This is a genomic window from Tessaracoccus sp. MC1627, from assembly GCF_014164725.1.
In the GTDB taxonomy this organism is placed as follows: domain Bacteria; phylum Actinomycetota; class Actinomycetes; order Propionibacteriales; family Propionibacteriaceae; genus Arachnia.
On the sequence record NZ_JACJGA010000001.1, the window covers coordinates 24275 to 50149 of the forward strand.

Below are 25875 nucleotides of genomic sequence, written 5' to 3' on the forward strand. Positions count from 1 at the left end.
CCGGTATGAGGAGGAGAGATGACGCAGACTTTCGACCACACTTTCGATGTGGTGGTTGTGGGCTCGGGTGGGGCCGCGATGGCCACCGCGCTGGGCGCCGTCGACGAGAAGCTGGACGTGGTGATGCTGGAGAGCACCGAGAAGTGGGGCGGCAGCACGGCCATGTCGGGAGGCGGCCTCTGGCTGCCCAACAATCCCTTGATGCAGCGGGAGAGGGTCTCCGACTCCCGCGAGTCCGCACTCGAGTACATGGAGGCGTGCATCGGGGACGTCGGACGGTGCACATCGCGCGAGCGCAAGGAGGCCTTCGTCGATTCGGTGTCCGACTTGGTCACCACCGCTGAGCGCTACGGGGTGGAGTTCGTCCGGGCGGGCGAGTACCCGGACTACTACCCCGAACTCCCCGGTGGGCGGATCGGGCGCGCCGTGGAGGTGAAGCCACTGGACTCGAAGGTGCTTGGCGACTGGTATTCGACGCTCCGCCTCACGGCGCCGCTGCCGATCATGACCGACGACGTGTGGCTCATCCAGCGCGCCTGGTCCACCTGGGGCGGATTCAAGCGCGGAGCGAGCCTCGTGTTCCGGATGCTCGGATTCCTGGGCACCGGGAGGCGGGGCGTGGGGATCGGCGCCGCGCTCGCCACCGCGATGTTCGCGGGCGTGGTGCAGAAGGGCGGAGCGAAGCTGTGGCTGAGCAGCCCCGTCGAGGAGCTGATCTTCGACGGCGACCGCGTGGTCGGCGTGCGGATCACCCGCGACGGCCGCACCCAGACGGTGGGCGCCCGCCGCGGCGTGATGCTCGCGGGCGGCGGATTCGACCGCAACGCCCTGATGCGGGTGCAGTACCACGGCATCGAGGGCGACAGCTCCGGCAACCCGGGCAACCTGGGCTCAGCGATCGGGCTCGGCCAGCGGGCGGGCGCGGCGCTGGAGCTGATGGACGACGCGTGGCGGGGCGCGTCCGTGATCGGCGCCGACGGCGGGGACCCGTCCTTCATCGTGGGCGAGCGGGCGCTGCCCTACTCGATCATGGTGGACGGCCGCGGGGAACGGTTCGCCAACGAGGCGGAGTCCTACGTGGACCTGGGGCACCACATGTTGGAGCACGACAAGGACGGTGCCTACTGGATCATCGGCGAGGCCCGCCACGCGCGCCGCTACATGCGCACCTACGCGATGGATCCGCGCACCAACAAGAAGCTTGCGGCCGAGGGGTTGATGGCGAAGGCGGACACCGTCGAGGCTCTGGCGCGGAAGCTGCGGATGGAGCCCGCCACGCTGCGCGCCACCGTCGACCGGTTCAACGCCTTCGCCCGGGCGGGCGTGGATGACGACTTCGGCCGCGGGAGGTCCGCCTACGACCGCTACTACGGCGATCCGTCGGTGATCCCGAACGCCAACCTGGGCCCGCTGGAGAAGGGTCCGTTCACGGCGTATCGCGTGGTGATCGGCGATCTGGGCACGAAGGGAGGCGTGGTGACCGACGAGTTCGCGCGGGCGCTGCGTGAGGACGGCTCGGTGATCGAGGGCCTGTACGCGGCGGGCAACAACTCGGCCTCGGTGATGGGGCGCACGTATCCCGGCCCCGGCTCGACGATCGGCCCAGCGGCGGTGTTCGGCCTCCGGGGGGCCCGCCACATGGCCGGCGCCGGATCGGCGGGAGACCTCGTGGGTGCGGGAGGTTCAACCTCCGCCGGCTGACGGCGGCGGTGCGCTGCCAGCACGGTCATACAGAGATATGAGCATTTGGGATCACCGGCTCGAATGCCTCATAACTATGCATAACTATGACTCGCTCCCCGGGCTCGATAGGCGAAGGCGGAGCACCTCAGACGTGATCAGGTGTGGTGTGCCAAGGTGGGAGGCATGCAGACTTCCATTTTGGGTAGGACCGGCCGCACCATCGGCGTCGTGGGACAAGGATGCTGGCAGTTCGGCGGCGATTGGGGCTCGGTCAGCGACGACACCGCCATGGCGGTCCTCCACACCGCCGCCGACGAGGGCGTCACCTTTTTCGACACCGCGGACGTCTACGGCGACGGGCACAGCGAGGAGCTCGTCGGCCGTTTCCTCAGGGAGCGCGCCGACGACTCTCTCACGGTGGCCACCAAGCTGGGCCGCCGCGCCAACCCGCACACCCCGGACCAGTTCACCCGCGACAATCTCCGCGCCTGGACCGACCGCTCCCGCAGCCTGCTCGGCGTCGAGGCCATCGACCTGATCCAGCTGCACTGCCCGCCCACACCGGTGTACTCCGACGACTCGGTCTACGACGTGCTCGACGAGATGGTGGCCGAGGGCCGGATCAGGCACTACGGCGTGTCCGTGGAGACGGTCGACGAGGCCCTCACCGCCATGGCTCGTCCCGGGGTGGCCAGCATCCAGATCATCCTCAACGTGTTCCGCCGCAAGCCGTTGGAGCGCGTGCTGCCGGCCGCCGTCGAGGCGGGGGTGGGCATCATCGCGCGGGTGCCGCTGGCCAGCGGGCTCCTGACAGGCCGGTTCACCGCGTCGACGACGTTCGCGGTGGAGGACCACCGCACCTACAACCGTCAGGGCGAGGCCTTCGACCAGGGCGAGACGTTCAGCGGGGTCCCCTACGACGTCGGCGTCGAGGCGGCGCGGGAGTTCGCCGCCATCGTGCCCGAGGGCGTCAGCCCGGCCCAGCTGGCGCTGCGCTGGATCATCGATCAGCCTGGGGTCTCCGTCGTGATCCCGGGGGCGAGCCGGCCGGAGCAGGCCCGGGCGAACGCGGCGGCGGGGTCGCTGCCGTCGCTGACCGCTGAGCAGTTGGCGGCGTGTGAGCGAATCTACGACGAGTACATCCGCGGGTACGTGCACGACCGCTGGTGAGGCGTCGGCCGGGCCTACGATGGAAGAAGGCATCAAGATCCGGCCGAACACATCTGGCCCCGCTGAGAGGTGGCATCCATGATCCCCGTCCACATCGTCGGGCTCGCACTGGACGTGAAGTCGCAGCCGGTGGTGATCCTGAAACCCGTCGGCGAAGAGACGGGCGAGGGCAGGATGCTGCCGATCTGGATCGGCGGGCTCGAGGCCGCCGCGATCCTTCAGGGCGTCAACGGCGACCCGGCACCCCGGCCGCTCACCCTGGACCTGATGCGGCATGTGCTGGAGGCGTTGGATGCCTCGGTGGAGAGGGTCGCGATCACCCGCATCGAGGGTGGCACCTTCTACGCCGAGATCACCTTGTCCACGCCCGGCGGGCAGCTCGTGCTGGACGCGAGGCCCTCGGACGCGCTGGGGCTCGCCGTCCGCACGGGGACGGTGATCTGGGCGGACGAGTCGGTGCTCGACGACGCCGCCATCCCCGACGACCGGGAGCACGAGGTGGATGAGGAAGCCGAGGTGGAGGCGTTCACCAAATTCCTGGAGGACGTGGAGCCGGAGGACTTCCAGGGCTGAGCCGGCGCCGACCCCGCTAGCGTGTGCCCATGGCCACCCCTGATTTCATCCTGAAGCTGCGCGAGAAGGTGGGCCACGCCCCGCTCTGGCTGACCGGCACCAGCGCCATCGTCGTGCGCGACGGCGAGGTGCTGCTGGTGCGGCGCGCGGACAACGGCGCCTGGACTCCGGTCACGGGGATCGTCGATCCGGGCGAGGAGCCCGCGCAGGCCGCCCGCCGGGAGCTGCTCGAGGAGGCGGGGGTGGTGGGCGAGCCGGTGCGGTTGGTCTCGCTGCGGGTGACGCCGATGATCACCTACGACAACGGGGATCAGACCCAGTACCTGTCCGTCGAGTTCCTCTTCCGGTGGGTGAGCGGCGAGCCCCACCCCGCCGACGACGAGAACACGGAAGCACGATGGTTCCCCCTCGACGACCTTCCGCCCTTGTCGCAGTGGCATCGGGAGGCCCTCGAGCACGCCCTGACAAGCGACGAGGCCACCCACTTCGTGCGGTGATGGACATCGGCGACGGCGGGGAGGGTACCGCCGAAGGTCCGTCCTGCGCTTCCCGCGAACGGCGGAGCAGAGGTCCCTGCGTGACCCACCCGTTGCGCTATCTTGAGCGCGTCGTCGGCCTGAGCCGGCGCATCACTGAACAGGAATTCTCATGACTCAGCCTCCCCAGGACCCCCAGCGCAACGTTGACCCGGAGCCGATCGGCACGCCCGCCGAGCAGCCGAGCTTCGATCAGCCCACCTTTGACCAGCCCGCCGCCGACCAGCAGCCCGCCGACCCCCAGCCCTACGCCGCCCCGTTCCAGGCGGACCCGGCCCCGGCCTCCCATGCCCAGCCCGAGGCCCCCGTCTACGGGCAGCCCACCGGCACCCCCACTTACGGGCAGCCCACCGGCCAGCACCAGGGCCAGCAGCAGTACTCCGGCGCCCCATACCAGGGCCAACAGCAGTACTCCGGCGCGCCTTACCAGGGCCAGCAGTTCGGCGGCGCCCCCGTGAGCCAGAAGTCCAAGATCGTGGCCGGCATCCTCGGCATCCTGCTCGGCGGGCTGGGCATCCACAACTTCTACCTCGGCTTCACCAAGAAGGCGCTGATCCAGCTCCTCATCACCGTGCTGTCGGTGGGCTTCCTGTCCTGGGTGTCGGCCATCTGGGGCCTGATCGAGGGCGTCCTGATCCTCATCTCGAAGCCGGGCGAGCAGTGGCACCGCGACGCGACGGGCGTGGAGCTCACGGACTGAGTTGGTTGCTCCCTCTCGACGGTTCCCTGGGTCTGGTGGATCAGGACCCAGGCGGAGAGAGTGAGAATCCGGGGAGATGGCGCCCTATGGCGTCCATCTCCCCGGATTCTCACCATGTGGGTGCATGCGTCAGCTGACCGCGCGTGCCTCCTGCAGGACCTGCGGAGGCATGGCTCGCCGCAACTTCCAGGTGATCGCAATCGGTCGCTCGCCTCGGTGGTCGACGTAATCAACGTCCCCGAGCAGCAGATACGGCGCGCCAGTGCCGAACTCCCACGTCGAGGTGTTCCTCACGAAGAGCGCCACCTCGGCGCCATTGGTGCGTTGGGTCACGTAGCGCTGCCCCGTCGGTGATTCGACGGTGGTCCGGGACTGCGACTCCCAGTGGAACAGCGATGCGTTGATGGCGTAGTCGCGATACATCGTGGTTGGCGAGAAGCCGCGCTCGGTCTTGACGAGTGTGACCAGCAGCGCGTCGACGTCGACCTCCCGGTTGTAGAACACCCCCTCGCGCAGATTCCCGGGCAATCGGCTGAGGCTGGCGTACCCCAGAGCGGCCGCAAGCTCCTCACGTGAGTACCGCGCATGCGACCTGAGCGGCGTGTCACGGAGCCGTCCGACGAGGGGGCGCGCCACGTGTTCGGCCTGGTCAAGCGCCCAATCGAGCACCATGCACGCCTCCTGCCTGAAAGCTGGCTCATCACGCAGAGCCGCCAGGCCATCCTCGACGCTGGCGAATCCTCCGCCGTGCGGCCAGAGGGAGAAAAAGAGCATCTGGGCCCAGCGACGATCTGGGTCCTGGAGGTTCTGGGAATAGGGGGCGGCGTCCGACAGCAGCCGCGTGTAGGCCGCGTGGCGGTCCACATCGTCGACGTGAACCAGCGCTTTGACGCGTTTCAGGAGCTGGGCCTCCAGGTGCCCGCCCGCGGGGGTGGGCAGGCCCGCCTCGCGGCGCAGCTCGGTGAACGACTTCTTGCCCAGCAGGTCAGGAAGCTCGACGCCGCTCTCGTCCAGGTAGGTGCGGAGGTCGACGTCGCCGACGGCCCGCATTTCGGCGACGAGGTGCTTCCACCGTGTGGCGATCTGAGCCTTGATGTTGTCGAGGACGCGCTCCTGAGTGACGTCGTCGAGCACTATCTGCGAGCCCGACGGCAGGTAGGGGAAGCCGCGCTCTACCTGCTCTCTCAGTGACTTCCGCGACCCTCCGACGATGGCGCGGAAGCGCTGGGCGACGTTGAAGTCCTTACGGTGATGGCCCACGAAGTCCAGCACCGTCAGCACCGGCTTGTCCGGAGTGCGCCTGAGGCCGCGCCCCAACTGCTGCAGGAAGATCGTGGCACTCTCCGTGGGGCGGAGGAACAGCAGGGTGTCGACGTCCGGGATGTCGACGCCCTCGTTGAACAGGTCCGCGGTGAAGATCGCCACCAGCTCACTCGCAGTGAGCCGAGCGACGGCTGCCTTGCGTTCAGCCTCAGGGGTGTCTCCGTCGACGGCCACCGCGGGAAGACCCGCGTCGTTGAACACCTTGGCCATGTAGCGCGCGTGCGACACGTCCACACAGAAGCCCAGGGCCCTCATGGCACCCGGGCTGGCCACCTTGCGGGACAACTCCTTGAGGACGACACGCGATCTGGCGTCGTTGCCCGTGAAGAGCCCAGACAGCTGCCCCACGTCGTAGCGTCCCCGCCGGAAGTCGACGTGGCTGAGATCCGTGGTGTCGGCGATCCCGAAGTAGTGGAACGGGCTGAGGAGGTCCGAGCTGAGCGCGTCCCAAAGCCTCAGCTCGTAGGCGGCACGGTTGCCGAAGAAGCTTCGGACATCGACACCGTCGGCACGCTCCGGGGTTGCGGTGAGGCCCAGGAGTTCGGCCGGCTTGAAGTGGTCCAGGATGCGGCGGTAGCTCGAGGCCTCAGCGTGGTGAAACTCGTCAACGACCACCACCTCGAAAGCCGATGAGTCCATCTGAGCCAGCGATTCGGCGCTCAACGACTGAACCGAGGCGAAGACATGCTGCCACCGCGAGGGCCGATAGCCGGCAACGAGCAGCTCACCGAAGCCTCCGTCGGCCAGGACCTCGCGGTAGGTGCGCAGGGCTTGCTCCAAGATCTCTCGGCGATGCGCCACAAACAGGAGGCTGGGCCGCCGACCCGCTGCCCGAGCGAGGTTGCGGTAATCCAGCGCCGCCACCACGGTCTTGCCTGTTCCGGTGGCCGCGACGACGAGGTTGCGGTGCCGGTCATGCACGTGGCGCTCCACGTCGAGGGCCTCCAGGATTCGCTCCTGGTGCGGCCACGGATGCACCTCGAGCCCCGAAATCGCGAGGGAGCCCGTCGCCCGGGTCTTCCCCGAAGCCTCCGCGAGGGCGCGGTCCAGACGATCCCCGTCGTCGGGCGTGTAGGGCTCGAAGGCCTGATCGTTCCAGTAGCTGTCGAAGGTGGCGCTGAATTTGCGCAGCAGGTCCGGAGTGGAGGTCGACGTGAGCCGCACGTTCCACTCGACGCCGTCCAGCATCGCCGTGCTGGTGAGGTTGGAGGACCCGACGTAGGCAGTGTCGTATCCCGTGTTGCGGAGGAATCGCCAGGCCTTCGCGTGGAGCCGGGTGCGGGACGTCTCGTAGCTGATCCGGACCTCGGCGCCGAAGTCTTGGATCAACCGATCGAGGGCCGCTCGCTCCGTCGAGCCCAGGTAGGTGGAGGTGATCACGCGCAGCGGGACTCCCCGCTCGCGGAGGCTGCTGAGCTGCTTCTCCAGCGTGCGGATGCCGTACCACTTGATGAACGCGCACAGGAGCTCGACGTGGTCGGCGGAGCCGAGCTCGGAGGCGATCTCGCTCCCCATCGTCGGCTCGCCTCGTGAGTTGGTGAGGAGGGCAGGCTGCGACAGGGGTGTTTCCGGAGCGCCGAGGTAGCGCGCTGGGTGCCCGGGGATGGCGGGGCGCAGGAGTGCAAGCAGGCGACGAGGCTCGCCTGCGACGAGGTCCCCCTCGGATCCCATGCCGGCGATCACCTCATCGACGAGCTCACGGCCACGTTTCTCACTCACGTCCTCGAAGGCGGCCAGTGACACTCGGCGCACATGGTGGGCAAGCACATCTGCGAGTTCTGCGGACTCGATGGCCGCGAGGGTGGGGTCCAGGCCAGAGACCTCAATCTGGCGCTGGAGCGCCCGGGTGACCAACGCGTCGTAGAAACCCTCTGGCACATCGCTGCTGCTCACGGCCCCAGCATGTCAGCTGGCCGCGACGAAAGACCGCGCGCCTCGCCTTGTCAGCGGGGTTCGGCTGGAAGATCCGCGTGCATGTCGAAGTTCGGGACTCGTACTCCCCGGGTCCAGTTGTCGGTGTTCTCACGCTCGACGACGAACCCGAACCGCTCGAAGGCCGGCCTGGCCGTGCGGCTGGCGTGGGTCACCACGCGGGCGAGCCCGCGCCGTCGCGCCTCCACCAGGACCGCCGTCACCAGCAGCCTCGCCACACCCTGGCCCCCGGCGTCGGGGTGCACGAACAGCATGTCGAGCACCCCGTCGTCGGTCAGGTCGCTGAACCCCACCACCCGATCCCCCTCCACCGCGACCAGAGTCCACGCCTGGGCCCGCCGTCGGCCCCAGACCTCGAGATCCACCTCGTCGGGTGACCAGGCCTCCAGCTGCTCGGGCGTGTAGTCCCCGCGAGCCGTTACGCGCACCGCAGCGTGGAAGACCTGCCAGGTGGGCTCGGCGTCGAGGTCGCGGTAGGGGCGGAGCGTGACGGGCATCCGGCAACGCTACCTTCGAGGTCTCTGCAGGGCGAGAGCGCACTCGACGGCACTGCGACGAGCCTCGCAAGGCGCTGCCCGAGCACCCCCGATGGCAGACTCGTGTGTATCCATGACGAAGGAGAGAGATGACATCAGACGAGGACCCCGGCACCCACACGCCCGTCACCTTCGAGAGCTGTTCCCACGTCGAGGGGCCGTTCTACCACGGCACGAAGTCGGCGCTGGAGCCCGGCACCGAACTCGTTGCAGGCTACGGCTCAAACTTCCACGCGGGGCGGACGTCGAACAACATCTACTTCTCGGCACTGGTGGAGACGGCAGTGTGGGGAGCGGAGCTGGCTACCGCCCTGACCGGCAGCGCCGAGCGCGGTCACGTCTACGTCGTCGAGCCCACGGGCCCGTTCGAGGACGACCCCAACGTGACCAACAAGCGCTTCCCGGGCAACCCCACGAGGTCCTACCGGACCCGGCACCCACTGCGCGTTGTCGCGGAGCTTGAGAACTGGGAGGGTCACGACCCAGTGGTGCTCAAGGGCATGCTGGACCACCTCGCCCAGCTCCGGGAGCAGGGGCTCGACGTCATCGAGGACTAGCCGGTGGGCGAGGACTCGACCACTGGCGTCATCGGCGGCGGGTCTCGAAGGGTCGTCTCGGACCCCACAAGCAGTTCGTGCTGAACCTCACGCCACGACCCTTCGAGACGCGCCGCGCCGCTGCGCGGACGACGCTCCTCAGGGAACGAGAAGGTGATCAGGACAGGCGGCCGGTCGGTTCTAGAGGACGTACTCGAACAGGTGGAACTGGTTCAGGTCAGTTCCGTCGTAGCGCACTGTGTGGCAACCCAGATCCGTGAAGCCGCACCGTTCATACAGCCTGCGCGCGGGGATGTTCTCGACATAGGTGTCCAGGCGGACGGTCCGGCAGTCCTGTTCCCTCGCGACCCTGATCGAGGCGTCCACGAGGAACCGGGCCACGCCCAGTCCGAGATGGTCAGGCACGACGCCGAGAGCGTGGACAATCAGCACCTCGTCCCGCTCCGCCTCGATCGCCCAACCAGCCTCCTCGTACGCGTCGGCTGCGTCGTGATTGAGCACCACAACACCGGCGATGGTGTCGTCGTCGACGGCCAGGTACAGCTCGCCGGCTTCAACCCACCCGGCGACCTCCGCCTGCGTAGGGTGGTCCTCGGTGTGCCAGTGGGGGTAGTCCACGGTCTCGGCGAGGTGGTCGATGATCTTCCGGTAGGCCGCCTGAGCCGCCGCAGTGTCAGGCGTCTCGGCTCGTCGGAAACTCAGGCCCATGCTCGGTGTCCTTCTGTCGAAGTGGGTCACAGATGTCTTTCTTCCGACCGTATCGGGCTAAGACGGGCCATGGGTGTGTCGCCCGGTTCGGTCAGACAGCCGGGTGGACGTGGCCGTACGCCGTGGTGGCGAGCAGCCCAGCCCCGATGAGCAGCAACGCGATGCCGCCCAGGAGGGTGACAAGACGGTCAGCGGTGGAGGACCGGTGGACGCCGAACAGCCTCACCAGGGCGATCGCCGCCGCCCACCACAGCCCGGCCCCGAGCACGACTGCTGCGCACAGCGCGGCGGTGCGCATCTCGGCACCGTCGCCGGGCCCGATGAACTGGGGCAGGATCGCCGCGAAGAAGAGCAGCGCCTTCGGATTGGTCGCGTTCGTGACCAACCCGCGCACGTAGCCACCCCGCGCCCGCCCCGCGGTGATGCCTTCGGTATCCACCCCGGTCCCCGCACTGCGCGCGGCGCGCAGCATGCCCGCGCCTATCCACAGCAGCACTCCGGCGCCGAGCACCTGCATGGCGGTCAGAGCGCCCGGCGCGGACACCAGCAGAGCAGTCGCACCCGCCGCCGCGAGCAGCGCATGCAGCATCAACCCGGTGACGATGCCGGCGGCCGCCGAAGCGCCTTCCCGCACGCCACGGGTGGCCGAGTGCACCACCAGCACCAGGTCCGGGCCGGGCACGGCCAGCGCCACCAACAGCGCGACGGCGAACGCCGCCCACGACTCAGCTCCCACCATGCCTCCAACCCGAGATTCCGTCCCGGGCAACGTTATGGGTGGATTCGCTACCCTTCGCTCATGAACGAACCCCAGAGGAAAGATCACCGATCTCCCGAACTGGATTCGGTGGACTGGGCGATCCTCGAACTGCTCCAGGTGGATGCGACCATCCCCAACAAGGACATCGCCGCCAAGGTGGGTGTGGCCCCGAGCACCTGCCTGGAGCGGATCCGGAGGATGCGCCGCAACGGCACCATCGTCGCGACGCGCGCTCACGTGCTCCCCAGCCTCCTCGGGAAGGGCGAACAGGCGTTCCTCGGCATCCAGATCCGGCCGCACGCACGAGACACCGCCAACGACTTCGTGCAGAAGGCCCTTGCCCTGCCCGAGACGCTCGCGCTCTACAACGTCAGCGGCAGCGAGGACTACCTCGTCCACGTCGCCGTGGCCAGCAGCGCGGAGTTGCAGACGCTCATCATCGACAAGCTCCTCGCCATTCCCCAGGTGGCTCACTGCCGGACCCAGCTCATCTTCGGCGAGCCCTGGGTGGCTCCGTTGCGGCACCCTCCGGGACCCGCCGAGCCCTGAGACTCAAGCCTGGCCGTCAACGCGACGAGGGGGCCGCGCACCCCCGCGCGGCCCCCTCGTCGATCCCCGAACGCTACGACACCAGAGCGAACACACCCCAGGTGAGCAGGAAGCCCGTCAGGCCCAGGATGGTCGACAGCACGGTCCACGTCTTCAGGCCGTCCTTGACGCTGAGGCCCAGGTACTTCGTCACGATCCAGAAGCCCGAATCGTTGATGTGGCTGAGCCCCAGGCCGCCGAACGCGATGGCGAGGGTGACCAGCGTCATCTGGGTGGGGTTGTAGCCCGCGTCCAAGATGGGCTGGGCCAGCAGTCCGGCCGCGGTGAGGATCGCCACCGTCGCGGAGCCCTGCGACGCGCGGAGTGCGAGCGAGATGAGGAAGCCGGCCAGGATGATCGGCATGTTGATGGCGATCAGTGCCTCCGAGAAGGCCGCGCCGATGCCCGAGGTGACGAGCACGTTGGCGAACACTCCGCCGGCGCCGGTGACGAACACGATCACCGCGACATCCGGCAGCGCCGAATCCAGCACCGACCCACGCTTGCCCAGCGACCAGCCCTGGTTGTGACCCACCACGAGGTAGCCCACGACGACGGCGGTCAGCAGCGCGATCGGCGACGAGCCGATCATGCCCGCCAGCCCGCGGGCGGTGGAACCCTCCGCGAGCGTCATGTTGCCGACGGTTCCCACCATGATCTGCAGGATGGGCAGCAGGATGAGGGCCAGGACGGTGCCGGCGCCGAGCACCCGCTTCGGGCCGTCGACGGCAGCGTCGTGGATGACGGCGGCCTTCGTGGCCGGCGACTCCAGCAGCTCGTACTTGTGCGCCTTGATCAGCTTCGAGGCGTAGAACCCGACGATCGCGGTGACGGCGGCGATCGGCAGGCCGATGAGCAGCATCATGCCGACGTCGGCGCCGGTGATGCCCGCGGCGGCAACGGGGCCGGGATGCGGGGGCAGCGCCACGTGGACGGTCAGCATCGCGCCGGCCACGGGCAGGCCGAGGACGAGCGGGTTGAGCTTGGCCACCCGGGCGAAGCCGAACACGATCGGCGCCAGGATGATGAAGCCGACGTCGAAGAAGACGGGGATGCCCAGCACGAAGGCGGCGGCCGTGACCGCTGCGACGACGCGCTTGGGTCCGAGGACTGCGGAGAATTTCTCCGCCAGGGCGTCGGCGCCGCCTGAGACCTCGATGAGGCGGCCGAGCATGGCGCCGAGGCCGACGACGATCATGACGCTGGAGAGCGTCTTGCCCATGCCCTCGGTCATGGTGGGGACGACCTCGGTCAGTTCGATCCCGGTGGCCAGCGCGGTGCCGAACGCCACGAGAAGCAGGGCGACGAAGGCCGACATCTTGATCTGGATGACCAGGATCAGCAGCAGGACGATTGCGCCGACGGCTATGCCGAGCAGGCTTGCGGCTCCCATGGCTCAGCCCTTCTTCGGCGCGACGAGGCGGATGACGGAGGAGTCGTCCATGGCGGCCTGCCCGTTGGCGAGGCCCTGGAGGTAGAGCTGTTCGGCGGCGGCGGCCACCGGCACCGGCATGCCCACGGACTTGGCCGCGGAGGTGACGATGCCCATGTCCTTGACGAAGATGTCCAGGCGGCTCTTCACCTCGGCGTCCTCGCCCGCGTAGGCCTGGATGGCGCGGGGGCCGCGGTCGCCCAGCATGAACGACGCCGCGGCGCCGGACATCAGCGCCTCGAGCGCCTTGGTCTGGTCGAGCCCGAGCTCGCCGGCCAGGGCCATCGCCTCGGCGGCGGCGGCGATGTGCACGCCGCACAGCAGCTGGTTGACCGTCTTCATGCATTGCCCCTTGCCGGGGGCCTCCCCCACCCAGACCAGGTTGGAGGCCATCACTTCGAGCACCGCGCGGCAGTGCTCGTACACGGCCGGGTAGGCGCCGACGGTGACCAGCAGGTCGCCCTTGCCCGCACGGGCGGGGCCGCCGGAGACGGGGGCATCGGCGAGGCCGATGCCGTCGTCGGCCAGCCGCGCCGCAACGTCCTCGACGGCCTGGATACCGACGGTGGAAGTGAGGATGATCGCGGCGCCGCGGCTCAACGCCGGGACGATCCCGGCCTCGCCGTAGAGCAGCTCCTCGAGCTGGGCCTGGTTGCGCACGGCAACCAGGACGATGTCGGCGCCGTCGGCGGCGTCACGGGCCGACGGCTTGCAGGTGATGCCCGCATCGGTGGCGAGCTGCACGCGCGCCTCGGCGATGTCGAAGGCGGTGACGGTGAAGCTCTGGGCTAGCCAGGTGGCCATGGGCAGGCCCATGGCGCCGAGTCCGAGAACAGCGATGTTCATGGAAGAGGGGTCCTTTCGGGGGTGGTTCAGGCTTGGGTGAGCGTGTCGACGACGGCGGCGAGAGAGTCGGCGGCGCCGACGTTGCCGGCGAAGACGACGTAGGGGATTCCCGCGGCGGGGCCGTCCTGGCCGGACCACAGGGAGACGATGCCGGGAAGCATCGGGCCGACGACGTTGGCATGGCGGAAGCCGAGGCCCTTCGTCGCCACGTCGGAGGATGTGATGCCGCCCTTGGCGACGACGAACCTGGGCGGGTTGGCGGCCAGCACTCGCTGGACCACCTCGACGACCGCGGCCGAGACCTGGCGGGAGATGCCCAGCGACTCGTGGCCGTCGGCCCCGGTGACGAGCGTGCGCGAGGTGCGGACGACGACGTTGCCGTGGTTCAGTGCCCCCGCGGCCTGGTGGGCGATGTCGGCGACGTGACGGTCGCGGGCGGTGGGATCGGTGACCTGCGCCACCTCGATCTCCAGCTCGAACGGGTGGTTGTGCTCGCGGAGGTGGTTGAGCTGGCGGGTGGTGAGGTCCACGTGGCTGCCGACGACGATGAGCCCGCCCGTGGCGAGTTCGCGGTCTCCGCGGGAGGCGCGGATCTCGTCGAGGGTCACCGGGGGGTGGACGGCCTGGCCGATGCGGGCGCGGGTGAATGGCGGGCCGACGCGGTAGATGAAGCGCGACCCGGCGGTCTCGGCCTCGATCAGCGCGAGGGAGAGCTGGCGGAGGTCCTCCTCCTCGACGATGTCGACGACGATCACGCGGGCGTCCGAGGCGGAGCGCAGCAGCGCGACGGTGTGGGCGCGGTCGGTGCGGAGCGTGGTGAGATCGATCAGGATGACGTCCGCGGCGCGGGTGGCGCCGTCGGTCTTCTCCTCCACCCACTCCGCGAGGCTGGACGACCGGTAGCCGAACGTGGCGTCGCGGGCGAACTCGGTCTCCCCCACCGGTGTGAAGCCGGCGTCGCGGGAGCCGGCGTAGTGGATGCCGTCGACGGTGATGCGGCCAGCGTCGCCGAACGCGGGGACCACGACGATGCCGTCGACGCCGTGGCCGGTGGCGGTCCGGATCTCCTCGGCGATGGTCAGGGGCTCCAGAGGGAAGTGGCCGCGCAGCGTCGAGTCGGAGCGGGAGACGAACGCGACGGGGATGTCGCGGGCGGCCTCGAGCGCCGCAGCGACGACCTCGCGGTTGACCCGCTCGGCGTCGGCGGGGGCCAGCGAGCGCGAGTTGGTCATCACGTAGACGGCGGGCTTGCCGGTGCCGAACGCCCAGCGGAAGTCGTCGACCTCCCAGGCGGTGAGGACGGGGAGGTCGGCCACCGACTGCGTGCCGGTGGGGTCGTCGTCGAGGACGACGTAGACGGTGTGGTCGCCCGCGCGGTGGCGCGCCTCGACGACGTCATCCGCGGTCACGGACACCACGGACGGATGGTTGGTCAACAGATCGGACAGTTCCACTGTCATGTCACTCCTTTGTGCTCAGACCTCAGAGGTCTTAGGAAAGAATGACACAAGGATTGTCCGGGTGCAAGACCCTGCCCACCGCAAATGAGGCTTCAACACCGGCCGAGCCGCTCCGCGGCCGACGCCGGGCTCAACCGCGGGGGGGTCGGGACCTACAGCGCCGCGATGTCGTCGTGGGTCTGCTTCATGTGGGCGCGCATCGCGTCCTTCGCAGCCGACGCGTCGCCGCCGGAGATGGCCTCCAGGATTCGACGGTGGTGCTCCTGCGCCCGCGCCCTCACGTCCTCGCGCGCCGCCGTCGTCTGCCGCGACGCCGACAGAGCCTCTGCCAACGGCTGCATGATCGCAGCCAGGAACGGGTTGCCCGAGGCCTTCAGGACCAGGCCGTGGAACGCGAGGTCCAGCCTGACCACCTCGTCGACGTCTGCTCGGGCCGCGGCCTCGTCATACCCGTCGAGCACCGCCCGCATCGCAGTGAGGTCGACGTCGTTCCGGTTCTCAGCGGCGAGCCCCGCCGCGCCCACCTCGAGCATCCGTCGCACCTGGATGAGCTGCAGCCCCAGATCCCTCGACGGCGTGGTGCGGGCCAGCACTCCGATCAGCGTGGGCAGGTCACGCCACTCCTCCCGGGGAGCGACGAAGGTGCCGCGACCGTGCACCACGCGCAGCACGCCCCGGTCGCTCAGCGACCGGACCGCCTCGCGCATGGTGGGGCGGCTCACCTCGAGCAGTGCCGCGAGGTCCGCCTCCGGAGGAAGTGCGCTGCCGGCCGGAAACCCGCCGTCGACGACGCGGTCGAGGATTCCCTGGATGGCCTCGTCCACCAGTCCCCGCCGACTCATGCCTCCCCCGTCCACTCAACGTCTCTCGGCTGGTCAGCCTACGCCACACGCTCAGGGCCCCAGCGCTCCCAGGGGGACCACATGTACACCGTCTTCCCGGGTGTAGGCCAGCGAACCGGTTGTCATGACCACCAGAGCGCGTGGAGGCCGCTCCACTCGTGCCGCTAGCGCATGCAATGAGCCCGCGGCCCGCTCCACCTGAGCATCTCCCATCTTCACCTCAACTGCGAGCCACTCGCCGTCTCGATCCTCGACGACGTAGTCCACCTCCAGCCGACCCTCACCCTCCCGGTAGTGAAACACCGACGCGCCGGCTGCTTCGGAGTACACCCGCAGGTCGTGGGCCACGAGACTCTCGAAGAGGAATCCGGTGGTGGAGAGGTCCGCGAGCATGCCGTCGGTGGACAACCGCAGCAGGCCCGCCGAGAGCGACGGGTCTGCCAGGAGCCGCTTCGGGGTGTTGACGAGGCGTTTCGATGATCTCACCGCAGGATCCCAAGCGGGCACCTCGTCGACGATGAGCATCCGAGTCAGAGCGTCGTAGTACAGCTGCGACGCCGGACGAGATGGGGCCTCTCGATCCTCCATCCGTTTGAGGATGGCACTCAGAGTCGCTGGGTGGGCCGTCATCTGCGCGTAGGCGTGAAGGAAACGACGCACCAGCCGGGGGTTCCGTGGCCCCCCGGACACCTCGTCGATGTCATGCTCGACGATGATGTCCAGGTAGCCGTCGAGGAAGGTGCGCGCCCGGCGTTCGTCGGCGCCCACTAGGAACGGCCACCCGCCCACCGCAATGTGATGGAGGTAGTCCCGCACCCCGAGTGTGCTGTTGGCAGGGGTCACCGGATCGCCGCGCAGTAGGCCGGCCAGGGAGACGGCCGGGTTCGACGCCTGCTTCTCCGTCAGCGTCATGGTGCGCATCCGCATCACACCGAACCGTCCCGCTCCCGTGTGGCGCTGCAGGTTGTTGTTCGGGGTGGCGGAGCCAGTGAGGATGAACTGGCCCGGAATCCCACGGGCATCGACCTCACGCCGCACGGCGTCCCAGATCCGCGGTGCGCGTTGCCATTCGTCCAGCAGCTTCGGGGTGGCGCCATCGAGCAACAGTCGCGGGTCGAGGGCCGCGCGGCGCTCTGCCTCCGGATCGGTATCCAGGAGCACCTCACTGGCAGCACGCTGACGTGCTGATGCGGTCTTCCCGCAGCCCTTCACTCCCTCGATGAGCACGGCTCCCATCGCGTCGAGTTGTGCGGCCAACTCACCGTCAGCGAGGCGAGGAAGATATCTGCTCACGCTTTCAGTTTACATTCGTCACACCTAAAAGTTTAAAAAAATCACAGATTTCAGTTCACATTCTTCACACTCAGTGATCCTGGCTGTGCCCCTTCAGGACCATCCGCATGATCCTCGCGTTGAACACCACGAACCGCGTCAGCTGGAGCGGCAGACTCATCCGTTTACGCAACGTCGACGCCGTGGGCAGCGGCGCCTTGGACAGGTCCGCGACCGTGGAGCCCGCCGGGGCCCGCAACTGCTGCTCGTGCACTCGCTCACTCATCGCACTCACTCCGGAATCAGCTGCCACCCGGGCAGCGCCTTGGCCTTGTAGAGGAACAGGAAGTGGAGCATCAGCTTCACCCAGTGCCCGGCCAGCCCCACCTCGCCGCGCGTGTCGGCGAGGTCGCGGCCCGTCGGATAGCGCTGGTAGTCCGGCACCACGGGCATCATCGTCATGGCCGCAGCCGAACCGGTGCGCAGCCCCTCGCCCACCGACGCCACGCACGCCGCGCCCATCGCGGCCATCGACGCCTCGTGGTTGACCGCCGTCGGACCCTTCCGGATCCGGTCCGCGATGGACATGGCCGCCACCTTCCCCATCACCCCCGACGGCATCCCCGTCCGGGGCGGGGACGGCGCGATGACCGTCCCGTTGGCGCTCTTGCGAGGCCGCGAGATCTGGTGCGGCGGCGCGAACGCGATCCCCACCGCCCAGATGTTGTCGTAGCCCACCGCCTGGTAGGTCTTGGGCCAGTCCTCTGCCCGCCACTCCTCGTACGGCTTGGGCGTGTAGTCGGCGTCCACCTTCATGAACCCCGACGGCGCGAACAGCCGATCCGTGATCTCGGCACCCTCGCGGCTGAACGCCTGCAACGGCACCCCACCGAACGGCGGCAGCAGCATCCCAAAATCGAACTCCAGCGTGTGGGTGGCCCCGTCGAGGGTCTCGTAGTGCACCACACCCGGCTCCACATGGGTGACGTGGGCGCCGAGGATGGCCTGCACGTCGCGCTCCCGGAACAGCGACCCGGCCCACAGCTCGGAGGTGGTCTGGAAGCCGCGCTCCTCGAACACCATGCCGTCCACGCCGAAGTCACCCAGCTCCGCTTCGTTGGTGAGGTACACCAGGCGGGCGCGGTCGCGGACGCCGGCCTCGCGGAGCTCGTGGTCCACATTGAAGACGTACTCGAACGCCGCCCCCTCGCAGGTGCAGGTGCCGTGCCCCATGCCCACCACCAGCGTGAGGCTCTCGCCGGACTTCAGCCGTTCGATGGTTGCCCGCAGCGCCGCGGCCGCCTCGACGGCGTGGTCCGCCGTGCAGACGCTGACGGTGTGCCCGCCGTGGGGGCCGAGGCCGGGGGTGGCCCCGAACTTCAGCTGCGGTCCGGTGGCGTTGACCAGATAGTCGTAGCGGATCCGCTCGGTCTGTCCGGCCTTGTCAGGGGAGGTGTACTCGATGTCGACGGCAGGGCGCGCGGACGTATCGTCGCCTTCCGGCCGGATGGCGGTGGCCTTCGTCTGGAGGAACCGGATGCCCTTCTTCCGGTAGACGGGCGCAAGAGGGAACACCACCTGTTTCTTGGTCATCTTCCCGACCCCCACCCAGATGTTGCTGGGGATCCAGTTCCACTGCGAGTTCGGGGACACCACCGTGACGGTGTTGCCGGCCGGCAGTAGCCGGGACAGATGCAGCGCTGCAGTGTGCCCCGACACACCAGCCCCGAGAACGACAACGTCAGCCATCTCAACTCCTTCGTTGTGACTGCATCTTCCACAGTAGCCCTGTCGGTCGGGCGGCGCGGGGTCAACCCGGCAGACCGGGCGCGGGGCAGGGCCGGCAGGCCTATCCTCGGATGCAGGGGGCCTCCGCTTCCAGCGGTGCCGACGAAGCCGTCGGCTGGTCAGCCTGCCTGACCGTCTCCCCCACTCACCGAAGGAGTTAGCCATGCCGCACACCACCGCCACCGTCGGATCCTCGGTCGGGCTGCGGGCCCGTCCGGCCGCGATCATCGCCGACGCGGTCAGCGAGCTCGGGATCCCCATGACGCTGAGGTTCGACGGCCCGCAGACCGAGGCCTTCGACGCGTCGTCGTCGATGGAGATCGTGAAGTTGGGAGCCGACAAGGGCGCCCGGGTCGTCGTCGAGTCTGATGACGAGGACGCCAACGCCGCGATCGCCTCGCTGATCGAGAGTGACCTCGACGAGGAGTGACGTTTTCAGCTCTCGTTTCACAGGCTTCGAGGCCGCTACGCGGCACCTCAGCCAGCGGTAACGCGAGGAGCGAAGCGACGAGCCCACCCCCGCTGGCTGAGGAGCGAGGAGCGAAGCGACGAGCCTCGAAGCCTCAGAAAAGTGACGTTGTCAGCTCGCGTTTCATAGGCTTCGAGGCCGCTGCGCGGCACCTCAGCCAGCGGGGGACAGCCCCTGCGCGGCACCACAGCCAGCGGTAGCGCGAGGAGTGAGGCGGCGAGCTCAGCCAGCGGGCTCACCGACGTCGCGCTTGACACCGACTGAACGCGCGTTCAGAATACTGAACATGGGTTCAACCGATGATCTCCAAGCACACGCCCGCATCCGCGACGAGGCGATGCGGCTGTTCGGCACCCACGGCATCAAGTCCACCACCGTCCGCCAGATCGCCGAGGGAGCCGGCGTCTCCCCCGCCCTTGTCATCCACCACTTCGGCAGCAAGGACGGGCTCCGCCGCGCCTGCGACGAGTGGATGATGGCGCGCCTCACCGAGACCAAGACCTCCGCGGTCTCCGGGGCCAATCCCACCGAGGCGGTCTTCCGCGCGCAGAACGAGTTCCGGCCGTTCTTCGGCTACATCGCCGCATCCATCGGCGAGGGCGGCGACGGCGCCGACCGGCTCTTCGAGGCCATGTGCGCGCTCACCCGCGAGATGTTCGCCGTCGGTGTCCCCGCCGGAATCCTGCGCGAGCCCGAGGATCTGGACGCCACCGTCGCGCTCCTGGTGACCTTCAGCCTGGCCGCGACAGTGCTCGAGGCGCAGGTGTCGCGGCATCTGGGCGGCACCCACCTCCTGGACCCCGTCGTCCTCCCCCGCTACTCGCTCGCCTCCACCGAGTTCTTCACCTACGGCCTCTTCGCCGACGACACCTTGCTCCGCCAGATCCGTTCGGCCTTCGCGGCCGACGCGGGCAGGGTCCCGGCCGACGGCGTCACCGACCCCGACCCACCGTCGGCCGGCTGACCACCGCACCCCCCATTCCTTCCACTGCAAGGCAACCCAATGACCAACGCCCTCGAGATCCGCGATCTCACCAAAACATTCGGCCGCACCGTGGCCCTCAACAAGCTGAACCTCGACGTCCAGCAGGGCGAGGTGCACGGCTTCCTCGGCCCCAACGGGGCCGGCAAAACCACCACGTTGCGCATCCTGCTCGGCCTGCTGCGCCCCGATTCCGGCACCGCGACCGTCCTCGGCGGACACCCCGTCCGCGACGCCGTCGAGCTCCACAAGCGCATCGCCTACGTGCCCGGCGACGTCGAGCTCTGGCCCCAACTCACCGGCGGCGAAGCCATCGACGTGCTGACCCGGCTCCGCGGCGACTCCGACCCGGCCCGTATCGCCGAACTCTGCGAACGCTTCGACCTCGACCGCACCAAGAAGGGCCGCACCTACTCCAAGGGCAACCGGCAGAAGGTGGCCCTGGTGGCGGCGCTGGCCAGCGGAGCCGACCTGTTCATCCTCGACGAGCCCACCTCCGGCCTCGATCCGCTCATGGAAGCCATCTTCCAGGACGAGGTCCGGGGCCTCATCGCCCGCGGCGCCACCGTCCTCCTGTCCAGCCACATCCTCGGCCAGGTGGAGGCGCTCGCCCACCGCGTGTCGATCATCCGCGAGGGCAGCATCGTCGAGACCGGCACCCTCGACGCCATGCGCCACCTGCGCCGCACCACCATCCAGGCGACCACGGCTCAGCCCGTCAACGGCCTCGCCCACATGACCGGCGTGCACCACGCCCAGGTCGACGGGGACCGCGTCAGCATGGAGGTCGACGGCGAGCACCTGGGCACCGTCATGTCCCAGCTGACCGTGGCCGGCGTGCAGTCCATCGTCGCGCATCCCCCGACGCTCGAGCAGATGCTGCTGCGCCACTACGGGGAAGAGACCCCCCGATGAGCCAGCCACTGACCGCCACCGGCCCGCTGCTGCGGTTCGCCGCCCGCCGCGACCGGGTGAAGCTCACCATCTGGGTGGTGTCCCTGGCCGCCTTCGTGCCGTACATGATGACGGCCTACAAGACCATCTTCGGCACGCCCGAGGAACTGGCCCCCCTCGCCATCCTGATGGCCAACCCGTCGCTCACCCTGTTCACCGGCCCGGGCTTCGGGCTGAAGAACGTGGACCCGACCACCCTCACCCACCAGATCATCTTCTCGGGCGTCTACTGGCTGTACCTGCTGATCTTCGTGGCGCTGATGAACATCCTGCTGGTGTCGCGGCACACGCGCCTGGAGGAACAGACGGGGCGCGCGGAGATCGTCCGCGCCAGCGTGGTGGGGCGCTTCGCGCCGCTGACGTCCGCGCTCATCCTCGCCCTGATCGCCAACCTGCTCGTCGGGGCGTTGATCGCCGTCGGCCTGATCGGCTTCGGGAGCGACGCGTCGTCGTCGCTGCTGCTGGGCGTCGGGACGGCCGGGGTCGGACTGGTGTTCGCCGGGGTGACGACGGTGACCTCGCAACTGAGCGCGTTCTCGTCGGCGGGCAGCGGGATCGCCGGGGCGGTGCTGGCCACCGCCTGGGTGGTGCGCGGCATCGGCGACATGGCGGCCGCGCCCGGCGAGTACGCGAGCTGGCTCTCCTGGCTGTCACCGCTGGCCTGGGCGCAGCAGACCCGCGCATTCCACGACGACCGGTGGTGGCCCGTCGGCCTGCTCCTGCTGACCGCAGCGGTGCTGGTGGCCGTCGGGGCCGCGATGGAGGCCAGGCGCGATCTCGGCGCCGGGCTGGTGCAACCCCGCAGGGGTCGCGCGACGGCTGCGGCCTGGCTGCGCGGACCCCTCACCCTCGCGTGGCGCATCCAGCGGACGCAGACCCTCTGGTGGGCCGTGGCGCTGACGCTGGCCGGGGCCATGTACGGCTCGTTCACCCCGGCCATGGTGGAGGCGTTCAACGACCTGCCGGACATCTTCCAGCAGCTGATGGGCGGCTCCGAGGCCGCCGTGGAGGGCTACCTGACGCTGACCGTGACGATGATGCGGATCACCGTGGCCATCTACGCGGTCATCGCGTGGCAGAAGGTGGTGGCCGAAGAGGTGGGCGGTCGCGCCGAGCCGGTGCTCGCCACCGCGGTGCGACCCTGGGGATGGCTCGCCGGGCACCTCGCCGTCGTCGCCGCAGCGAGCGTCGGGATGCTGCTGATCACCGGCGCGGTCGCGGGGTTGTTCGCGGGCATGGTCGACGGGGACTACTCCCTGGTGGGCGACGGTGTCGCGGGGTCCGCGGTCGGCATCCCGTCGGTGCTCATGGTGCTGGGACTGGCCGTGGCGCTGCACTCGCTGGCGCCACGCCTGGTGGTATTCACGTGGATCCCGGTGGTGGCGGGTGCGCTGATCGAGCTGTTCGGCGACATGCTGCAGTTCCCTGACTGGGTGCGCCAGATTTCACCCTTCGAGCACACGCCGGCGCTCCCGGCGGAGGAGCTGACTGTGGCGCCGCTGGCGGTTCAGTTGATTGTCGCGGCGGGTTTGGTGGCTTTCGGGTTGTGGCGGTTCGGCCGTCGCGACATCCCCGGCCACTGAGAACCCCGGCTGAGCCCACCCGCTCGCTGAGCCCACCCCTGCTGGCTGACCCCCCCCCCCGCTGGCTGAGGAGCGAGGAGCGAAGCGAGGGCCCACCCCTGCTGGCTGAGGAGCGAGGAGCGAAGCGAGGGCCCACCCCTGCTGGCTGAGGTGCGAGGAGCGAAGCGACGAGCCTCGAAGCCTAAGAAAAGTGACGTTGTCAGCTCGCGTTTCATAGGCTTCGAGGCCGCTGCGCGGCACCTCAGCCAGCGGGGATGCCAATCAGGCGACGGGGAGTCCAGTCGGGAGTCCGTCCAGGCTCACCAGGTTGTTGCGGCGCTCGTACTCGCGCAATCCGTCGTCGCCCTTCTTGACCAGCCAGTCGGTCATGGTGTCGCGGTCGGCGCGGAAGTCCATCAACGGCACCCCAAAACCGCAGGAGGTCTGCGCCATCTCCACACTCATGTCGAACACGTTGCGGGCGCCGACGAACTCCGGGAAGAGGTCCAACAGCTCGGCCCATCCGTCGTCGCCGTGATGCAGCGCCCGCGCCGTGCCGTAGAGGCGCAGGATCTGCGGCTTGGCGTCGAAGGAGCAGAACATCAGCGTCATCCGCGGCGTGTCGAGGAGGTGCGCGGCCGTCTCGTTGCCGCTGCCGACGGCGTTGACCCAGACCACGCGGCTGGGGCCCACCACGCGCAGGGAGTCCAGGCCTTTCGGCGAGACGTTCACGCGTCCGTCCCGCGCCGCCGTCGCGACGAAGAACAGATGCTGAGCCTCGACGAAGGCGCGGATCTTCGGAGTGATCTCAAGGAACTGCTTGCCCATGGATCTCAGCCTATGCTGGTGGGAAGGCGGGTCCGGGTGTGACCTATCCGAAGAGCCGGTGTACGGGGCGTAGCCGGCCGCGTGGATTTCATTGCGCGCCCCTTTTGTCCACCCGGGCCCGCCCCTCGACTCAACTCCGCGGCAGGTGTTCCTCCAGACCCGCATTCGGCCCCGGATGGGCGCCGAGGGGCCACCTCGAGGAACATCTACCGCAGGTCCGCCGGTGTTATGGTCCCCGTGTGCTCTCCGATCAGGCTCACCGCACGAGGGCGTTCAACCACGTCCTCGGCAACACGGCCGCGGCGATGCTGGCCACGATGTTCCTGTGGTTCGGCATCACGTTCTGGGCCTACCTCGAGACGCGCTCGGTGCTGGCCACGTCGATCATGGGCGGCGCCTACATGCTCGGCATGGCGGTCCTGGGCGTGCCGTTCGGCAGCCTCATCGACCGGTACCGCAAGCATGTCGTCATGGTGTGGTCCGCCGTCGGCACCGCGGTGCTCTTCATCCTGGCCGGGGCGGTGTTCATCCTCACCCCTGAGGAGGCCCTCACCGACCTGCGGCGCCCCTGGTTCTGGCTCTTCACCGGGATCAGCCTGATGGGCGCGCTGTTGGTGATGTTGCGCGGATTGGCGCTGGCTACGTGCGTCACGATGCTGGTCGAATCGGATCGGCGCGCAAACGCCAACGGGCTGGTCGGGGCGGTCAATGGGCTGACCATGCTGGTGACCGGCGTCCTGTCGGGGCTGGCCTACGGTCAACTCGGCATGGGCTGGGTGATCATGATCTCCCTGGGCACGATCGTCGCCTCGCTGGTCCATCTCCTGCTGATCCGGATCCCCGAGCCCACCATCGTCCACGCCGAAGGCACTCCGAAGGCCGTGGACTTCAAGGCGGCCTGGCTGGCCATCGTCGCTGTGCCGGGGCTCATCGGTCTGATCCTCTTCACCACCATCAACAACCTCCTCGGCGGCGTTTTCATGGGCCTGCTGGACCCGTACGGCCTGGAGCTGATGTCGGTGGAGGCGTGGGGCGTGCTCTTCGGGCTGGGAAGCATCGGACTGATCGTCGGGGGATCCCTGATCGCCAAGCTCGGCCTGGGCGCCAAGCCGCTCCGCACGCTCCTGCTCGCCTGCGTGGCACTGTGGATCGTGAGTGGGGGCTTCACGCTCCGGGAGTCCGTGGCGGCCCTCGGCGTCGGCATCTTCTTGTACATGACGATCATCCCCTTCATCGAGGCGGCTGAGCAGACCCTGCTGCAGCGCGTGGTTCCCTTCGAGAAGCAGGGCCGGGTGTTCGGATTTGCCGCCGCTGTGGAATCCTCCGCGGCGCCCATGAGCGCATTCCTCATCGGGCCCATGGCCGAGTTCTGGCTCATCCCATACGCCGGGTCGCCCGAGGGCCGCCGGGACCTGAAGTGGCTACTGGGAGAAGGTGATGCGCGCGGCATCGCACTGGTGTTCGTGCTGTTCAGCATCGCCGGGCTCCTGGTCACCGGGGCCGCCTTCTTCACACGGACCTACCGCCTGCTCAACGCGTCGTACGCGGCAGGCGACGTCAACGAGCGGGTAGCGGAGGCCACCGACGACGGCCCACCCGGGCCCGACCCCCTGGGGAGGGGCTTCGCCGAGCACTGAGCCCCGTCGGTCCCAGTACCGCGGTGGGGGTTCTCACTGGGCTTGCCTCAGTGCTCCCCTGGATTAGCCCTGGGTTGGGCCGGTTGAGCGTGTTGATGACACCCGTGCCCGCCTAGCATGACGGCCATGCACAGGTGTCTCCCCATCGCGTTGGCCGGCTCGCTCACCGCGGGCGTGGTCATGTCGTTCGGGCAGACCTACGCTCCCGACGCACTGGCCCCCCTGTTCAACTCCGCGACACCCGTCGTCGCACTCGCAGCCCTGGTGGCGGCGGCGTGTCGAGGCACCTGGTGGACGCACGCGCTGCTCGGCGCAGCTGCGGGACCATTGGCGATGGTCGGTTACTACGCCACCACCATGCTCCGCGGCTACCCCGTCGGGATGCGGATGGTGGTGTTCTGGTGCGTGGCCGGCGTGGTGAGCGGGCTGGCCATGGGCGTGGCGGTCTGGTTGCTGCGGGGGCACGGGGATCCGGTCCTGCGTGGCGTGGCGGCGGGCCTGTTCCCGGCCGTCGCACTGGGCGAGGCGGCCCACGGTCTGCGTCGGATCGCGGAGACCACGCCGTCGACCTACTGGTGGGCGCAGGCGGCTGTGGGTGTCGCGGTGCTGGTGTGGCTCTCACTCGCCCGGCTTCGAACCTGGCGCGCCCGGCTCGCCGCCCTCGCCGTCGCCGTGCTGGGGGCGCGAGTGTTGTTCCTGATCTACGGCATGGCCTGAGCCCTCTGCTGCACAGTGGT

Annotated in this window: 25 protein-coding genes; 13 read left to right on the forward strand and 12 right to left on the reverse strand. The window is 68.9% G+C overall.

The window, feature by feature from the left end:
* Positions 1-18 precede the first annotated feature (18 nt).
* From H5399_RS00130 to H5399_RS00150, 5 genes are all read left to right on the forward strand, one after another.
* Positions 19-1701, forward strand: coding sequence for an FAD-binding protein (locus H5399_RS00130; protein ID WP_182781014.1), 1683 nt, complete (start codon positions 19-21; stop codon positions 1699-1701).
* Between the two features lie 165 nt (positions 1702-1866).
* The gene (locus H5399_RS00135) at positions 1867-2853 is read left to right on the forward strand and encodes an aldo/keto reductase (RefSeq protein ID WP_182781015.1); all 987 of its coding nucleotides are present in this window, start codon (positions 1867-1869) and stop codon (positions 2851-2853) included.
* Positions 2854-2931: 78 nt separating this feature from the next.
* Positions 2932-3426: a bifunctional nuclease family protein gene (locus H5399_RS00140; protein ID WP_182781016.1), complete on the forward strand. Its 495-nt coding sequence runs from the start codon at positions 2932-2934 to the stop codon at positions 3424-3426.
* A 29-nt stretch (positions 3427-3455) separates the two neighbouring features.
* Positions 3456-3923: an NUDIX domain-containing protein gene (locus tag H5399_RS00145; RefSeq protein ID WP_182781017.1), complete on the forward strand. Its 468-nt coding sequence runs from the start codon at positions 3456-3458 to the stop codon at positions 3921-3923.
* 151 nt (positions 3924-4074) lie between these two features.
* Positions 4075-4662, forward strand: a complete 588-nt coding sequence (locus H5399_RS00150; protein ID WP_182781018.1) for a TM2 domain-containing protein — start codon at positions 4075-4077, stop codon at positions 4660-4662.
* A gap of 129 nt (positions 4663-4791) precedes the next feature.
* Here the strand turns inward: H5399_RS00150 and H5399_RS00155 are convergent, their stop codons facing one another.
* Both H5399_RS00155 and H5399_RS00160 read right to left on the reverse strand, forming a co-directional pair.
* The gene (locus tag H5399_RS00155) at positions 4792-7878 is read right to left on the reverse strand and encodes a DUF3427 domain-containing protein (protein ID WP_370585647.1); all 3087 of its coding nucleotides are present in this window, start codon (positions 7876-7878) and stop codon (positions 4792-4794) included.
* Positions 7879-7928: 50 nt separating this feature from the next.
* A complete protein-coding gene (locus H5399_RS00160) occupies positions 7929-8414 on the reverse strand; it encodes a GNAT family N-acetyltransferase (RefSeq protein ID WP_182781019.1) in 486 nt (161 codons plus the stop codon).
* Between the two features lie 128 nt (positions 8415-8542).
* On the opposite strand from H5399_RS00160, the gene arr reads away from it, so the two are divergent.
* Positions 8543-9010, forward strand: a complete 468-nt coding sequence (arr, locus tag H5399_RS00165; protein WP_182781020.1) for an NAD(+)--rifampin ADP-ribosyltransferase — start codon at positions 8543-8545, stop codon at positions 9008-9010.
* Between the two features lie 180 nt (positions 9011-9190).
* Here arr and H5399_RS00170 read toward each other — a convergent pair whose 3' ends face one another.
* Both H5399_RS00170 and H5399_RS00175 read right to left on the reverse strand, forming a co-directional pair.
* Positions 9191-9718, reverse strand: coding sequence for a GNAT family N-acetyltransferase (locus tag H5399_RS00170; RefSeq protein ID WP_182781021.1), 528 nt, complete (start codon positions 9716-9718; stop codon positions 9191-9193).
* 91 nt (positions 9719-9809) lie between these two features.
* The gene (locus H5399_RS00175) at positions 9810-10457 is read right to left on the reverse strand and encodes a LysE family translocator (protein ID WP_220490669.1); all 648 of its coding nucleotides are present in this window, start codon (positions 10455-10457) and stop codon (positions 9810-9812) included.
* Positions 10458-10517: 60 nt separating this feature from the next.
* Between H5399_RS00175 and H5399_RS00180 the strand changes: the two genes are divergently transcribed.
* Positions 10518-11027 carry an Lrp/AsnC family transcriptional regulator gene (locus H5399_RS00180; protein ID WP_182781022.1) on the forward strand — a complete coding sequence of 170 codons (510 nt, stop codon included), beginning with the start codon at positions 10518-10520 and terminating at the stop codon, positions 11025-11027.
* Positions 11028-11100: 73 nt separating this feature from the next.
* Here H5399_RS00180 and H5399_RS00185 read toward each other — a convergent pair whose 3' ends face one another.
* The 7 genes from H5399_RS00185 to H5399_RS00215 form a co-directional block, all read right to left on the reverse strand.
* A complete protein-coding gene (locus H5399_RS00185; protein WP_182781023.1) occupies positions 11101-12459 on the reverse strand; it encodes a GntP family transporter in 1359 nt (452 codons plus the stop codon).
* A gap of 3 nt (positions 12460-12462) precedes the next feature.
* Positions 12463-13344, reverse strand: coding sequence for an NAD(P)-dependent oxidoreductase (locus tag H5399_RS00190; RefSeq protein WP_182781024.1), 882 nt, complete (start codon positions 13342-13344; stop codon positions 12463-12465).
* Positions 13345-13370: 26 nt separating this feature from the next.
* Entirely contained in the window at positions 13371-14804 is a 1434-nt protein-coding gene (locus H5399_RS00195; protein WP_182781025.1) for a four-carbon acid sugar kinase family protein, read from the reverse strand.
* A gap of 152 nt (positions 14805-14956) precedes the next feature.
* Positions 14957-15646 carry a FadR/GntR family transcriptional regulator gene (locus H5399_RS00200; protein ID WP_182781026.1) on the reverse strand — a complete coding sequence of 230 codons (690 nt, stop codon included), beginning with the start codon at positions 15644-15646 and terminating at the stop codon, positions 14957-14959.
* Positions 15647-15697: 51 nt separating this feature from the next.
* Complete coding sequence (locus tag H5399_RS00205) at positions 15698-16939, reverse strand: ATP-binding protein (RefSeq protein ID WP_182781027.1); 1242 nt, start codon at positions 16937-16939, stop codon at positions 15698-15700.
* A 70-nt stretch (positions 16940-17009) separates the two neighbouring features.
* Positions 17010-17204 carry a hypothetical protein gene (locus tag H5399_RS00210; protein ID WP_182781028.1) on the reverse strand — a complete coding sequence of 65 codons (195 nt, stop codon included), beginning with the start codon at positions 17202-17204 and terminating at the stop codon, positions 17010-17012.
* Positions 17205-17209: 5 nt separating this feature from the next.
* Positions 17210-18667 carry an NAD(P)/FAD-dependent oxidoreductase gene (locus H5399_RS00215; protein ID WP_182781029.1) on the reverse strand — a complete coding sequence of 486 codons (1458 nt, stop codon included), beginning with the start codon at positions 18665-18667 and terminating at the stop codon, positions 17210-17212.
* A 202-nt stretch (positions 18668-18869) separates the two neighbouring features.
* Between H5399_RS00215 and H5399_RS00220 the strand changes: the two genes are divergently transcribed.
* The 4 genes from H5399_RS00220 (at position 18870) to H5399_RS00235 (ending at position 22694) form a co-directional block, all read left to right on the forward strand.
* Positions 18870-19136 (forward strand): HPr family phosphocarrier protein, encoded by a 267-nt coding sequence (locus H5399_RS00220; protein WP_182781030.1) that lies wholly within the window; start codon positions 18870-18872, stop codon positions 19134-19136.
* A 325-nt stretch (positions 19137-19461) separates the two neighbouring features.
* Positions 19462-20139 (forward strand): TetR/AcrR family transcriptional regulator, encoded by a 678-nt coding sequence (locus H5399_RS00225; RefSeq protein WP_182781031.1) that lies wholly within the window; start codon positions 19462-19464, stop codon positions 20137-20139.
* A gap of 39 nt (positions 20140-20178) precedes the next feature.
* Entirely contained in the window at positions 20179-21072 is an 894-nt protein-coding gene (locus tag H5399_RS00230) for an ABC transporter ATP-binding protein (protein WP_182781032.1), read from the forward strand.
* Positions 21069-22694, forward strand: coding sequence for an ABC transporter permease (locus tag H5399_RS00235; protein ID WP_182781033.1), 1626 nt, complete (start codon positions 21069-21071; stop codon positions 22692-22694). Before H5399_RS00230 ends, H5399_RS00235 begins: the two co-directional genes overlap by 4 nt.
* Before the next feature lie 261 nt (positions 22695-22955).
* Here H5399_RS00235 and H5399_RS00240 read toward each other — a convergent pair whose 3' ends face one another.
* Positions 22956-23501: a pyridoxamine 5'-phosphate oxidase family protein gene (locus tag H5399_RS00240; protein WP_182781034.1), complete on the reverse strand. Its 546-nt coding sequence runs from the start codon at positions 23499-23501 to the stop codon at positions 22956-22958.
* Between the two features lie 239 nt (positions 23502-23740).
* Between H5399_RS00240 and H5399_RS00245 the strand changes: the two genes are divergently transcribed.
* Both H5399_RS00245 and H5399_RS00250 read left to right on the forward strand, forming a co-directional pair.
* Positions 23741-25138, forward strand: coding sequence for an MFS transporter (locus tag H5399_RS00245; protein WP_370585648.1), 1398 nt, complete (start codon positions 23741-23743; stop codon positions 25136-25138).
* 126 nt (positions 25139-25264) lie between these two features.
* A complete protein-coding gene (locus H5399_RS00250) occupies positions 25265-25855 on the forward strand; it encodes a DUF6518 family protein (RefSeq protein ID WP_182781035.1) in 591 nt (196 codons plus the stop codon).
* Positions 25856-25875: the final 20 nt, after the last annotated feature.